The sequence below is a fragment of the Marinifilum breve genome (assembly GCF_003202155.1).
GTDB lineage: Bacteria > Bacteroidota > Bacteroidia > Bacteroidales > Marinifilaceae > Marinifilum > Marinifilum breve.
Genome location: NZ_QFLI01000005.1, coordinates 43877 through 57695, shown reverse-complemented (window position 1 = coordinate 57695; position 13819 = coordinate 43877). Strand labels below are relative to the sequence as shown.

At 34.5% G+C, this 13819-nt stretch carries 18 protein-coding genes; 15 read left to right on the top strand and 3 right to left on the bottom strand.

The features are described from left to right. The first annotated feature begins 9 nt into the window (after positions 1-9). The 9 genes from map to eno all read left to right on the top strand — a co-directional run bounded on the left by map (position 10) and on the right by eno (position 5721). Positions 10-771 (top strand): type I methionyl aminopeptidase, encoded by a 762-nt coding sequence (gene map / locus DF185_RS12065; protein WP_110361012.1) that lies wholly within the window; start codon positions 10-12, stop codon positions 769-771. Positions 772-793: 22 nt separating this feature from the next. After that, on the top strand, positions 794-1015 hold the full coding sequence (gene infA, locus DF185_RS12060) for a translation initiation factor IF-1 (protein ID WP_054714084.1): 222 nt from the start codon (positions 794-796) through the stop codon (positions 1013-1015). Positions 1016-1026: 11 nt separating this feature from the next. Next, a complete protein-coding gene (ykgO, locus tag DF185_RS12055; protein WP_054714088.1) occupies positions 1027-1143 on the top strand; it encodes a type B 50S ribosomal protein L36 in 117 nt (38 codons plus the stop codon). 36 nt (positions 1144-1179) lie between these two features. Then, on the top strand, positions 1180-1557 hold the full coding sequence (rpsM, locus tag DF185_RS12050) for a 30S ribosomal protein S13 (RefSeq protein ID WP_110361011.1): 378 nt from the start codon (positions 1180-1182) through the stop codon (positions 1555-1557). Positions 1558-1567: 10 nt separating this feature from the next. After that, the gene (gene rpsK, locus DF185_RS12045; protein ID WP_110361010.1) at positions 1568-1957 is read left to right on the top strand and encodes a 30S ribosomal protein S11; all 390 of its coding nucleotides are present in this window, start codon (positions 1568-1570) and stop codon (positions 1955-1957) included. Positions 1958-2099: 142 nt separating this feature from the next. Further along, positions 2100-2708, top strand: coding sequence for a 30S ribosomal protein S4 (rpsD, locus tag DF185_RS12040; RefSeq protein WP_110361009.1), 609 nt, complete (start codon positions 2100-2102; stop codon positions 2706-2708). 21 nt (positions 2709-2729) lie between these two features. Continuing rightward, the gene (locus DF185_RS12035) at positions 2730-3722 is read left to right on the top strand and encodes a DNA-directed RNA polymerase subunit alpha (protein WP_110361008.1); all 993 of its coding nucleotides are present in this window, start codon (positions 2730-2732) and stop codon (positions 3720-3722) included. Positions 3723-3728: 6 nt separating this feature from the next. Continuing rightward, positions 3729-4235 carry a 50S ribosomal protein L17 gene (rplQ, locus tag DF185_RS12030; protein ID WP_110361007.1) on the top strand — a complete coding sequence of 169 codons (507 nt, stop codon included), beginning with the start codon at positions 3729-3731 and terminating at the stop codon, positions 4233-4235. Positions 4236-4437: 202 nt separating this feature from the next. Then, positions 4438-5721 carry a phosphopyruvate hydratase gene (gene eno / locus DF185_RS12025; RefSeq protein ID WP_110361006.1) on the top strand — a complete coding sequence of 428 codons (1284 nt, stop codon included), beginning with the start codon at positions 4438-4440 and terminating at the stop codon, positions 5719-5721. 68 nt (positions 5722-5789) lie between these two features. On the opposite strand, the gene DF185_RS12020 is transcribed toward eno, so the two are convergent. Continuing rightward, a complete protein-coding gene (locus DF185_RS12020; RefSeq protein ID WP_165836024.1) occupies positions 5790-6296 on the bottom strand; it encodes a response regulator in 507 nt (168 codons plus the stop codon). 218 nt (positions 6297-6514) lie between these two features. On the opposite strand from DF185_RS12020, the gene ettA reads away from it, so the two are divergent. From ettA to hisS, 4 genes are all read left to right on the top strand, one after another. Beyond that, positions 6515-8203, top strand: coding sequence for an energy-dependent translational throttle protein EttA (ettA, locus tag DF185_RS12015; RefSeq protein ID WP_110361004.1), 1689 nt, complete (start codon positions 6515-6517; stop codon positions 8201-8203). A gap of 83 nt (positions 8204-8286) precedes the next feature. Then, entirely contained in the window at positions 8287-8640 is a 354-nt protein-coding gene (locus tag DF185_RS12010) for a DUF4870 domain-containing protein (RefSeq protein WP_110361003.1), read from the top strand. Between the two features lie 4 nt (positions 8641-8644). Continuing rightward, positions 8645-8986 carry a hypothetical protein gene (locus DF185_RS12005; protein ID WP_110361002.1) on the top strand — a complete coding sequence of 114 codons (342 nt, stop codon included), beginning with the start codon at positions 8645-8647 and terminating at the stop codon, positions 8984-8986. A 303-nt stretch (positions 8987-9289) separates the two neighbouring features. After that, complete coding sequence (gene hisS / locus DF185_RS12000) at positions 9290-10651, top strand: histidine--tRNA ligase (RefSeq protein WP_110361001.1); 1362 nt, start codon at positions 9290-9292, stop codon at positions 10649-10651. Between the two features lie 104 nt (positions 10652-10755). Here the strand turns inward: hisS and DF185_RS11995 are convergent, their stop codons facing one another. Both DF185_RS11995 and DF185_RS11990 read right to left on the bottom strand, forming a co-directional pair. Next, positions 10756-11433, bottom strand: a complete 678-nt coding sequence (locus tag DF185_RS11995) for a response regulator transcription factor (protein WP_110361000.1) — start codon at positions 11431-11433, stop codon at positions 10756-10758. A 53-nt stretch (positions 11434-11486) separates the two neighbouring features. Further along, the gene (locus tag DF185_RS11990; RefSeq protein WP_110360999.1) at positions 11487-12842 is read right to left on the bottom strand and encodes a sensor histidine kinase; all 1356 of its coding nucleotides are present in this window, start codon (positions 12840-12842) and stop codon (positions 11487-11489) included. A 462-nt stretch (positions 12843-13304) separates the two neighbouring features. Between DF185_RS11990 and DF185_RS24070 the strand changes: the two genes are divergently transcribed. Together DF185_RS24070 and DF185_RS11985 are read left to right on the top strand one after the other, a co-directional pair. Further along, entirely contained in the window at positions 13305-13430 is a 126-nt protein-coding gene (locus DF185_RS24070; RefSeq protein ID WP_262509989.1) for a hypothetical protein, read from the top strand. 183 nt (positions 13431-13613) lie between these two features. Further along, positions 13614-13796, top strand: a complete 183-nt coding sequence (locus DF185_RS11985; protein WP_110360998.1) for a hypothetical protein — start codon at positions 13614-13616, stop codon at positions 13794-13796. Positions 13797-13819 lie beyond the last annotated feature (23 nt).

Here is a 13819-nt window from a genome sequence, read left to right as displayed (position 1 = left end):
TTCTTTGCAGTGATTTTTTATAAGACAGAGGAAGAAATAGACTTAATGTCTAAAAGTAACAATCTGGTGGCTAGGACCTTAGGTGAGATATCTAAGGCCATAGCTCCAGGTGTTTCAACCTTAAGCTTAGATAAAATTGCAGAGGAGTACATAAGAGACAATGGTGCAAAGCCTGCGTTTCTTGGTTATGATGGATTCCCAAATACCCTGTGTATTTCAATTAATAATCAGGTAGTTCATGGAGTTCCATCTTCCTATGAGTTGAAAGAAGGCGATATTGTATCCTGTGATTGTGGTGTTTTGTTGAATGGCTTTTATGGCGATTCGGCATACACTTTTTCTGTTGGAACAGTGAAGCCGGAAATTCAACAATTGTTGAGGGTTACCAAAGAAGCTCTTTATAAAGGAATAGAAAAAGCTGTCGAAGGTAATCATCTAAGAGATATCGGTTTTGCCATTCAAAAGCATGCTGAGAAGAATGATTACTCGGTTGTTCGAGAAATGGTAGGGCACGGAATAGGAAAAAGTCTTCATGAAGATCCTCAGGTTCCGAATTATGGACGACAAGGTCGAGGATTAAAATTGAGAGACGGATTAGTACTTGCAATCGAACCCATGATTAATCTTGGTAAGCGAGATATTTATCAGGAAGATGATGGATGGACAATTGTAACGGCCGATGGACAAGCATCCGCACATTTCGAACATACAATAGTTGTTCGTAAGGGAAAGGCTCAAATCCTGTCCGGTTTTGAATTTATTGAAGAATAAACTAATAAAATATAAAGAGCTTATGGCTAAACAGCCTTCAATAGAACAAGACGGTACTATTACCGAAGCATTATCAAATGCTATGTTTCGTGTAGAACTTGAAAACGGTCATGTGATTACAGCGCACATTTCCGGTAAAATGAGAATGCACTACATTAAGATCTTACCAGGTGATAAAGTGAAAGTAGAAATGTCACCATATGATCTTACTAAAGGGCGCATTACTTTTAGATACAAAAATTAAACTCGATAAAAATGAAAGTAAGAGCATCTGTAAAGAAACGTTCTGAAGATTGTAAAATCGTAAGAAGAAAAGGACGTTTGTATGTGATTAATAAAAAGAATCCTAAGTTCAAGCAACGTCAGGGATAATTTGATTAATTTTATAATAAGATAAATATTTAATTTATGGCTAGAATTGTTGGAGTTGATCTGCCTCAAAACAAAAGAGGTGTAATTAGCTTGACTTATATCTTCGGTATTGGTCGTAGCGCTGCTCGTCAGATTTTGGACGAAGCTGGTGTAGCGTATGATACTAAGGTAAAAGACTGGACAGATGATGAATCTGCTAAGATTCGTCAGGCGATTAATGCAAGCTTTAAGGTTGAAGGGGAGTTGCGTTCTTTAACTCAACTGAATATTAAGCGTTTGATGGATATTGGTTGTTATCGTGGTGTTCGTCACCGTATTGGTTTACCATTGCGTGGACAAAAAACCAAAAACAACTCACGTACCAGAAAAGGTAAAAGAAAAACAGTTGCAAACAAAAAGAAAGCGACTAAATAATTGTTAAGTTATGGCAAAGAAGTCAACATCAGTAAAGAAAAAAGTTGTGAAGATTGAGGCTGTAGGACAGGCTCATATCCATTCATCGTTTAACAATATTATTATCTCTTTAACCAATAATAACGGACAAGTTATTTCATGGTCTTCAGCTGGTAAAATGGGCTTTAGAGGTTCTAAAAAGAACACTCCTTACGCTGCTCAGCAAGCTGCAACTGATTGTGGAAAAGTAGCTCACGATTTAGGGTTGAGAAAAGTAAAAGTATTTGTTAAAGGTCCAGGTAACGGACGTGAATCTGCAATTCGTGCAATCAATGCATGTGGAATCGATATTTCTGAAATTGTAGATGTTACTCCACTTCCACACAACGGATGTCGTCCTCCTAAGAGACGTAGAGTTTAATAAGTATAAGGTTTAATAAAAAATGCAAGCTTAAGATTGGATTATTTTTTTTGAATCCTCTCAAAAAAATCGCGGCACTTTTGTAATTCAAATCTGAGTAAGCAAAGTTTCTATTATTAGAAAAATTTAAATTTTAAATAACATGGCTAGATATATAGGACCAAAGTCAAAAATTGCTAGAAAATTTGGTGAGCCAATTTTTGGACCTGATAAAGCATTTGAAAATAAAAATTACCCTCCAGGACAGCACGGTAACAGCCGTCGTAGAAAAAAAATGTCTGAGTACGGGGTACAATTGAAAGAAAAGCAAAAAGCGAAATACACTTACGGTGTATTGGAGAAACAATTCTCGAACTTATTTAAAAAGGCCGCAAGAAGTAAGGGTATTACCGGTGAAGTTTTGTTACAACTTCTTGAATGTCGTTTAGATAATGTAGTTTACAGATTAGGTGTTGCTCCAACAAGATCAGCTGCACGTCAGTTGGTTAGCCATAAGCACGTAACAGTAAACGGACAGATCTGTAACATTCCTTCTTACTCGGTAAAAACCGGAGATATTATTGGAATTCGTGAAAAATCGAAATCTTTAGAAGTTATTACCGATTCTTTATCAACTGCCAGATATAACCAAGCATCTTGGTTGGAATGGGATCAAACCTCTCTTAGCGGTAAGTTTCTTAACGTACCTGAAAGAACAGAAATTCCTGAAAATATCAAGGAACAGTTAATCGTTGAATTGTATTCTAAGTAATAAATAGTTAATAAGTAATTTATGGCAATTTTAGCTTTCCAAAAACCGGACAAAGTTATCATGCTCGACGCAGACGATAGATTCGGAAAATTCGAATTTCGTCCATTAGAGCCTGGATATGGTATTACAATAGGTAACGCATTAAGAAGAATTCTTCTTTCTTCTCTTGAGGGTTTCGCTATTACAACTATCAAGATTCAGGGAGTTGACCATGAGTTTTCAACTATTCCAGGAGTTATCGAAGATGTAACTGAGATGGTCCTGAACTTGAAGCAGGTACGGTTTAAACAAAGAGTTGAGGAAGTGGACAATGAATTGGTAACAGTTACCATTTCAGATCAGGAAACTTTTACAGCAGGCGATATTAACAAGTTCCTTACCGGTTTCGAAGTGTTAAATCCGGAGCTTGTAATTTGCAGAATGGATAGCTCTGCTAAATTGCAGTTAGATTTAACTATTAATAAAGGTCGAGGTTATGTACCTTCTGTTGAGAACAAACCTGTTGATGCTGAATTTGGTGTGATTCCAATCGACTCAATTTACACTCCTATTAAGAATGTAAAATACGAAGTTGAAAACTATCGTGTAGAGCAGAAAACTGACTACGAAAAGTTAATTTTCGAAATCACTACTGATGGTTCTATTCACCCTAAAGATGCGTTGAAAGAAGCTGCTAAAATTCTTATTTATCACTTCATGCTATTCTCTGATGAAAAGATTACTCTTGATTCTGATGAGAAATTTGCAAACGAAGAGTTTGATGAAGAAGTATTACACATGCGTCAGTTATTGAAGACCAAATTGGTTGACATGGATCTTTCAGTTCGTGCTTTGAACTGTTTGAAAGCTGCCGACGTTGATACTTTAGGAGACTTAGTACAGTACAACAGAAATGATCTTCTTAAATTTAGAAACTTTGGTAAGAAATCTCTAACCGAATTAGATGATCTATTAGTATCATTGAATCTTACTTTCGGTATGGATATTTCTAAGTACAAATTAGATAAGGAATAAGGTAAAATGAGACATAGAAAGAAATTTAATCACTTAGGAAGAAAGACAGCTCATAGAAAAGCTATGCTTGCAAATATGGCTTCTTCCTTGATTTTGCATAAAAGAATCTCAACTACTACTGCTAAAGCTAAAGCTTTAAAAATGTATGTTGAGCCATTGATCACCAAAAGTAAAAACGATACTACTCACTCAAGACGTATTGTATTTAGCTACTTAAAACAAAAAGAAGCTGTTACTGAATTGTTCAGAGAAGTATCTCCAAAAATTACTAACAGAAACGGTGGATATACTAGAATTTTAAAAACTGGTAATCGTTTAGGTGATAATGCTGAGATGTGTATTGTAGAATTAGTTGATTTCAACGAAACTTACACAACTGAGAAGAAAGCAGAAGCTAAAAAGTCTACTAGAAGAAGACGTGGTGGAAAATCTGCTGCTAAAGCGGAAGAAACTGCTGTTGAAGCTAAGGCTGAAGAGGCAACTGAACCAAAAGAAGAAAAGGGAGAAGAATAGTCTTCCTTTAAATAATATTAAAGGGATAAAGTTTGGCTTTATCCCTTTTTTAATGCCCTAAAAATTTTTGTAACGTTTGCGTAGATTCTTGATATGTTTTATATGCAAAAAGCATTATAATTTGCTTGAAAATGTCGAAATTTAGGGTTGAAAATTAAGAAGTTAAAATTATTTGCTATTATAATTATTTAATACGTAAGTTATGTCTGAAATTGTAAAGATTCACGGTCGTGAGATTCTAGACTCACGTGGAAACCCAACTATCGAAGTTGAAGTAACATTAGCAAGCGGTGTAATGGGACGCGCAGCAGTTCCATCAGGAGCTTCTACTGGTGAAAATGAAGCGTTAGAGCTTCGTGATGGCGATAAAGCTCGTTACTTAGGTAAAGGTGTTCTTAAAGCTGTTGAAAACGTAAATACTGTTATTGCTGAAGCTTTAGTAGGTATGGACGCTACTGATCAAGTTGCTGTTGATACTAAAATGTTAGAACTTGATGGTACTAAGACTAAGTCTAACTTGGGTGCTAACGCTATGTTAGGTGTTTCTTTGGCAACTGCAAAAGCTGCTGCTGACTACTCAGGTATGCCATTGTACCGTTACATTGGTGGTACTAACGCTAATGTTCTTCCTGTACCTATGATGAACATCATCAACGGTGGTTCTCACTCTGATGCTACTATCGCATTCCAGGAGTTCATGATCCGTCCAGTTGGTGCTCCTTCATTCCGTGAAGCATTAAGAATGGGTGCTGAAGTATTCCACGCTCTTGCAAAAGTATTGAAAGGTAAAGGTCTTTCTACTGCAGTAGGTGACGAAGGTGGATTTGCTCCAATGTTAGGTGGTACTGAAGAAGCTATTGAAAGCATTCTTACTGCTATTACAAACGCTGGTTACAAGCCAGGTCGTAAAGAAGATGGTGGTGATGTTTCTATTGCTATGGACTGTGCTGCTTCTGAGTTCTACAAAGATGGTGTATATGATTACAGCATTTTTGAGCCAAACGGAGTTAAAAGAAACTCTGAAGAGCAAGCTGCTTACCTAGCTGAGTTGATCGCTAAATACCCAATCGATTCTATCGAGGACGGTATGGACGAAGGTGACTGGGACGGATGGGTTGCTTTGAACGCTTTAGTTGGTGATAAGTGTCAATTAGTAGGTGACGATTTGTTCGTAACTAACGTTGAGTACTTGTCAAAAGGTATCGAGTTGAAAGCTGCTAACTCAATCTTGATTAAAGTAAACCAAATTGGTACTTTAACTGAGACTTTGAATGCTATTGAAATGGCTCACCGTGCAGGTTATACTTCAGTAACTTCTCACCGTTCAGGTGAAACTGAAGATGCTACTATTGCTGATATCGCAGTAGCAACTAACTCAGGTCAGATCAAAACTGGTTCATTGAGCCGTTCAGATCGTATGGCTAAGTACAACCAATTACTTCGTATCGAAGAAGAATTGGGAGCTAACGCTAAATTCGGATGTTAATCCAATTAAGTATATAAAAGAAAAGGGATCCAATTGGATCCCTTTTTTTTTATTCAAATATTTAGAGTTTAAACATACTCTTGAATTAGCTCATAAATGGTCTTGCATTGGAATGGTTTCGACAAATATACATCCATTCCAATTTCTACCGATATATCTTTATCATCAGAATAATAATTCGCAGTAAAGGCAATTATTGGAGTTGGTCTTTCAACTTCTCGATCTTCCTCAATTTTTCGAATTCTTAAAGAAGCCTCGATACCACCCATAATTGGCATCTGCAAGTCCATTAGAATAATGTCGTATTCTTCATCCTGAAACTTCTCTACAGCCTGCTTACCATTTTCAGCAATATCAACTCTACCTACCTTGTTTTTCAAATATACCTCTAGAGTTTTTCTATTGCTCGGCTGATCTTCAACCAACAAAACTTTTACATCTTTAATGTCTTTATCGGTTTTGTTAGGATGAGTTTTAACGATTTGAATCGATTCAATACTCTCTTCCCAATATATCTTCTTTTTAGTCTCAATGCCTATTTCTTCAAGCAATGCAGCTAGTCTTTCATTTACCATTTTTTGCATATCATATATCCCAATGATTAATATTTAAAAATAGAAAAATTAATGTACAATTAAAAAATAGTTTTCGTAAAATAATCAACATAAAACAATTTTGGTTTCTGTATTAATTCTTAATGTATTGCATGCTAATCAATTTAAATCATGATGAACTACAAGCAATTTTTTTATTTTTGCATTTATTGAATTAGATAAATTAAAAACACACGATAATGTCAGACGATAAGAAGATTATATTTTCGATGATGGGGGTGAGTAAAATATTCCCTCCTCAGAAAAAAGTATTGAATAACATCAACCTATCATTCTTTTATGGAGCTAAGATTGGGATCATTGGTTTGAATGGTTCTGGTAAATCTACCTTGCTAAAAATTATTGCAGGATTAGAAAAATCATTCGATGGGCATGTGGTTTGGCCAAAAGAACACACCATTGGATATTTGGAGCAGGAACCTCAGTTAGATGATAACAAAACGGTAAAAGAAATTGTACAGGAAGGTGTGCAAGAAATTGTACAAGTATTAGCCGACTATGAAGCTGTGAATTTAAAATTTGCGGATCCTGAAGTATTAGAAGATCCTGACAAGATGCAGGCTGTTATGGACGAGCAAGCTGTTCTTCAGGAAAAGATTGACCGATTTGATGCCTGGAATCTGGATACCAAATTGGAAAGAGCAATGGATGCACTTCGTTGCCCGGATGGTGAAGCATTAGTAAAGCATTTATCCGGAGGTGAACGCAGACGTGTAGCATTGTGTCGTTTATTACTTCAAGAGCCAGATATTCTGTTGTTGGATGAGCCTACCAACCACTTGGATGCTGAATCGGTACAGTGGTTAGAACAGCATCTTCACCAGTATCCTGGAACTGTAATTTGTATTACTCACGACCGTTACTTCCTGGATAATGTGGCAGGTTGGATTCTTGAGTTAGATAGAGGAGAGGGTATTCCTTGGAAAGGAAACTATACTTCTTGGTTGGATCAGAAATCGAAGCGATTGGCCCAGGAGGAAAAAGTAGCAAGCAAGAGAAGAAAAACACTTGAGCGAGAGTTGGAATGGGTTAATATGGCTCCTAAAGCTCGTCAGGCGAAAAATAAGGCTCGTTTGAAAGCTTACGATACTTTGATGAACCAGGATGTGAAACAAAAGGAAGAGAAATTAGAGATTTTTATTCCGAATGGTCCACGATTGGGTAATAAAGTGATTCACGCCAAAGAGGTTTCGAAAGGATTTGAAAACAAACTGTTATTCGAAAATCTGGAATTTGAATTGCCACCAGCAGGAATTGTTGGAGTGATTGGTCCTAACGGTGCGGGTAAAACAACCTTGTTCCGTATGATTATGGGATTAGAGCAAGCAAACAAAGGAACTTTTGAAGTTGGTGAAACTGTAAAAGTTGGATACGTAGATCAGCAACATGCTGATATCGATCCAGAGAAAACTGTTTATGAAGTAATTTCGGGTGGAGGAGACTTGATTTCTGTTGGAGGAAGACAGTTGAATGCTCGAGCTTACGTTAGTCGATTCAATTTCTCAGGTGCCGATCAGGAAAAGAAGTGTGGAGTACTTTCAGGTGGTGAAAGAAACCGCTTACATTTGGCATTAACTTTAAAGGAAGAAGCCAATGTGCTATTGCTTGATGAGCCTACCAATGATATTGATGTAAATACACTTCGTGCTCTGGAAGAAGGTTTGGAGAGTTTTGCGGGTTGTGCGGTTGTAATTTCTCACGACCGTTGGTTCTTGGATCGTGTTGCGACTCACATTTTAGCCTTCGAGGGAAATTCTGAGGTGTATTATTTCGAAGGAAGCTATTCCGATTATGAAATCAATCGCAAAAAACGTTTGGGCGATGAAGGACCTAAGCGAATTAGATACAAAAAATTAATTGCAGATTAAAGCAAGAGAGGGAAGGTTTAAGAAATGAATCTTCCCTTATTTTTTGTAACTTAAGCTTATATTATTCTTAATTCAAAAACATTATGAGCGAATTTGCAACACCTAGCGATGAAAGAAATTGGGCAATGTTTTGTCACCTATCCGCATTTTCTGGATTAATTATACCTTTCGGAAATATTATAGGACCACTTATTCTTTGGTCTATGAAAAAAGAGCATTCAGCTTTGGTAGATAGAGAAGGAAAAAAAGCACTGAATTTCCAGATATCTATGAGTATATATCTTTTTGTTTCTGCCTTCTTAATAATAATTGGTATAGGTATTTTACTACTTATTGCACTTGGGTTAATAAATCTTATTTTTGTGGTGATGGCGGTTGTTAAAACACTCAATGGTGAGGATTACCAATATCCGTTAAGTATAAAAATATTAAATTGATTCAATGAAGCAATTCTCGTTATACAAGACAATCTACTTTTTAGGGGTTGTCTTAATTTTTGTTGGTGGTTACCGATTATTTAAAAACCTTTCTTACGGCGATTGGATGTTTTCAGCAGGTATTCTTTGCTATTCTGGTGTACAGGTATTTCTCTTGTTCTTCAAAGCATTATCAGAATGGAAACTTTTTGAATACCTCAAGCTAACGGTAAATGTATTGTTTCTGATATCAATCATACTATTGCTGATTTTGAATTTACAGGAATGGTACTATCCATTTATATTGGGTTTGTTAATTGATTTTTTCTCCAATATCCTAAAAAGAATAAACAGACACCCTGCGTAAGAGAAATACTACTAACATTCCGGTAATCTGAAAAAAGTATTTTCAAGCTTCCCTAACTTGTGGGAAGCCCCAAAAAGATATTTTTAAGCTTCCCTAACTTGTGAGAAGCTTAAAAAGGATATTTACCAGCTTTCCTAACTTGTGAGAAGCTTCAAAAAGATATTTTCAAGCTTCCTTAACTTGTGAGAAGCTTCAAAAAGATTTTTTCACATATCATACTCTACTTAAGCTACAAACTGTGCTACTATCGAAATATTGTATATTTTTGTAGATCTGATAAAAAACCAAAATAAAGAATAAGAAATGGCTCAAAAACCGTCTATTCCTAAAGGAACGAGAGATTTTTCACCTGTTGAAATGGTGAAGAGAAATTACATTTTCGATACCATTAAAGAGGTTTTTCAATTGTATGGATTTATGCCGATTGAAACTCCATCAATGGAAAATCTTTCAACTCTTATGGGAAAATATGGAGAAGAAGGGGATAAATTACTTTTTAAAGTATTGAATTCGGGTGATTTTATCTCGAAAGTGCGTGATGAACAATTGCAAGAGCGTAATTCGGTTAAGCTAACTACTAAGATTAGTGAAAAAGGTCTGCGTTACGACCTAACCGTACCATTTGCGCGTTACGTTGTGCAGCATCGCAACGATATCAGTTTCCCTTTCAAGAGATACCAAATTCAGCCGGTATGGAGAGCCGATCGTCCACAAAAAGGACGTTACCGTGAATTTTATCAGTGCGATGTTGATGTAATTGGTAGTAATTCACTTTTGAACGAGGTGGAGTTGATCCAAATTGTTGATGAAGTTTATCGCAGATTGCAGCTAAATGTAGTTGTGAAATTAAACAACCGTAAGATTTTAGCAGGTATTGCTGAGATTATTGGTGAGGCTGAAAAAATTATCGATATCACTGTTGCTATCGATAAGCTTGACAAAATTGGTTTGGAAAATGTAAACAAGGAATTGGCAGAAAAAGGAGTATCAGCGCAAGCTATTGAAACTTTGCAACCAATTATTTTGTTATCGGGAACCAATGCCGAAAAAGCAGCAAAATTAAAAGAGCTTTTAGCTGATTCGGAAGTTGGAATGAAAGGTATCGAGGAATTGGAAACAGTATTCAACTACCTTGATAGCTTAAATGTTGAAACCGAAGTTGAATTAGATTTAACGCTTGCCAGAGGATTGAACTATTACACCGGAGCTATTTTCGAAGTAAAATCGAAAGACATGGAGTTTGGTAGTATTACTGGTGGTGGTCGTTACGATGATTTAACTGGTATTTTCGGATTGAAAGATGTTTCGGGTGTGGGTATTTCATTTGGTGCCGATCGTATTTACGATGTGTTGGAGCAAATGAATAAATTTCCTGAAGAAACTGCTGCAACCACTAAAGTATTATTCATCAATTTTGGTGAAAAAGAGGAGCTATTCTGTCTACCGATTTTATCAAAATTGAGAGCGAATGGAATTAATGCAGAGATATATCCGGCATCGCAGAAAATGAAGAAGCAAATGACTTATGCCAACAATAAAAATATCCCTTACGTGATTATGGTTGGAGAGACCGAAATGGAAGAAGGAGTTGTGAGCTTGAAGAACATGGAATCTGGCGATCAAGAAAAATTAACTCCGGAACAATTGATTGAAAAATTGGCCTAATTAAATGGCTTGAATGAAAGAGGGGGGTCACATGATGGCTCTCTTTCAATATTATAGCTATGGAGGTGAGGTGAAGCTGTTGATACCATTTATATAGACAAATATCAGATGCTTAATATATATCCAACACCTCTAATTGTATTAATTTTAACCGAATTATCATCTTTAAATAAGTCTCGTAGTTTTGAGATGGTATTATGTAGGCTAGCTACATTGGGAACATCAGCATTACTTTTCCACATGATTTGGGCCAGTTCCTCCTTACTCACAATCTCATTGGTCTTCTTCATCATCAGTTCCAAAGCATTTTTTTCAAAAGGGCTCAGTTTTTTAAGAAAGTCATCATTACAAAACAGATCATTACACACCAGGTTAAGTCTATAATTACCTCTTTCGATGTATAATTCCTGTTGTTTTTTTTCTGTAAATCTTTTGATATAGGATACTAGAACTGGTATTGAAAAAGGTTTTGTTAAGTAAGCATTTCCTCCAGTATTCATTCCTTTTATAATCAATTCATCTTCGGTATGCGATGAAACAAACAGGATAGGTAATTTGGGATATTTTTCTAAAATATTTACAGCATGGTCAATTCCGTTTTCCTTGCCAATTTCTACATCTAAAATGAGAATATCAGGCCTTAAGCTTTCAATAATACTATTGATGCTAATTAATGAATTTTGAAAGTGAACTCTATATTTATAGTCTGATTCCAAAATAGAACTCACAAAATTTCCTAATTGAATATCATCATCAACAAATAAAATTTTTAACTCTTTCATCCTATCTTTAATTAAATAATTATTGTAAAAGTTTACTCAACCTAATGATATTCTTATTGTGGTAATACAATTTTGAAGGTACTTCCTTCGCCCTCTTCACTCTCTAATTTTATAAAACCATTATGCGCCCGGATAATATGATTACAGAAGGATAATCCAATTCCATATCCATGGTAATTGTTTTTTATTCGATAAAATTCTCTGAATATTTTTTTCTGTTCTTTTATAGCAATTCCAATTCCAAAGTCGGTTATTAAAATCTTTGTTTGATCTTTTTTCTTTTCAGCATGAATAAGAATTTTTGATCCATTTTCTGAATACTTAAAGGCATTATCTAATAAATTTCGTAATGCCATTTCGAAATACAATTCGTTTACATTCAGAATAATATTTTCTGGAATTGTGTTGTTCAATCCAATTAATTTATTCTCATAAATTACATTCAACTCTGAAACAATTTCTTCAAATTTCAGCGATAAAGGAAAAGGGCTTTTTTCAATTTTAGAACCTTCTAGATTAGATCGTGTAATGATCAATATCTGTTCAATTTTCTTAATTAACTTTGATATATTTATACTTGCTTTACTCAATTGATCTTGGAATATAGGCTCAGGATTTTTATTTTTTAAATAATCTAAAAGAGTATACACATAGTTAAGTGGAGATTTTAAATCATGAACAATGCCAGTTATATTTCTTTTGTGAGTATCAATTTTTATTACCATTTTTTGAATATCCCACAACAACCACATCATAAATAACCCAACTAGTAAAACGGCAACAGCAGAAACACTTATTGATAATAACATTTCACCCATAAATGAGTTGGAATTTATGTTGTAACTCATTTTAAATTTAAATGTTTCTTTAGTTCCCAAATAAAACTGTATTGTTTCAAAGTTTCTTCCGTTACTGGTTTCATTGTTGTGTATTTGACGGTATAAAACTGTATCATTTTTATAAAGTAACATCTCGTAAGATCTTATTTTATCGAATCCTTTAAAATGATTTTGAAATAAAGAATCTATTTTGTTTATGTTAATTTTACCATTATTCAGGCTTTGATCTGTAAAAATTCCTTCGATTGCCTTATATAGTGAAAAATTAGGAATGTAATGATCAGTAGCAATATTCACCTTGCCCAACTCCTTAGTTGTATCTTGTGATATTTCCAGATCAGAAGTTTCTTTAATAGCCAGGGATGCTGTGTTTGGATTGCGGCCAATTGTGCCGTAACCTTTTAAAGCATGAAAATTTACAATACTTTTTACAGAGTTTTCCAATTCTTGTTTAAAAGCAATTTGTTCTCTCGAAATTTGTTGTGATAGCCATATGATTTGGGAGGTAACAAGCACCATTAGTAAACAAACTATGAAGAGTCCCAGTATTGTTGTTTTTTGATTTTTCATAAATAGAATACAATTGCAATTTATTCAATTGTGTTTTTTTTATTTAAACTTATTTTAAATAAAAAATAATTTTAAACATCATTCTAATTAAATGTTAATGTAAATATAATTACTTTATTGCTAAAACCTAATCGTTAAATTAGATATTATTATTACAATAGTGGCTGAAAATTTAAATTGAAAGCCCTATTTACTTATGTTATAAGAGCAATACCGCCTTTATTTATTCATATTCTATATTACCACAATCAGTAATCTTTATTCAAAGCATAACTGGAATTTATCTAATTAATCGTGGTTAGGTACCTATTCGAATTACATTCAAGCACATCCTAATTTTGAATCAAAATCAAACTAACACCTCTCTATGGTTGTCTGATTTATTTCACTTTGGAAAAACAATGATCATATGGGGTATTAAGAAACTTAATTAAGAATTGTTTAACCTTAAAAAAAGTACTTATGAAAACTGATTGGAAATTATTCGAAACTATTCCTAATGAACAATTGTCACAAATAAAAGGTGGAGAAGAGAGGAAGTATATCATTGTATATATAGATGGAAAACCGGTTAAAATTTTCATATAATAACATCACAACATGTCTATCTATAAACTAGGGAAAAACAATTTAGGATAATTGCCGCCTTTGAACTAAGAAAAACTTGTTGAAAACCTCAATCAAAGGCGGCAAAGTAGTTGAATTGTAAGGCAACCACAAATGAGGTTCTGTTAATCCAAACACAAAGTAATAATAATTAAAATTAATAAAATGAAAAATAATAAAATTAACACAGTTCAGAATATTGAAGAATTAAAAGATAAATTATCATCAATGGAAATGGAAGATAGACTTGAGATGGTTAACATGATGGCAGCAGAAGCTGAAGGTGGTGAAAGAGACTGTTGTGGTTGCAAGGATGTAGATAAGCCTGCTGATGATTCAACAAAATAGTAATAAAATAAGGATATGAGGTT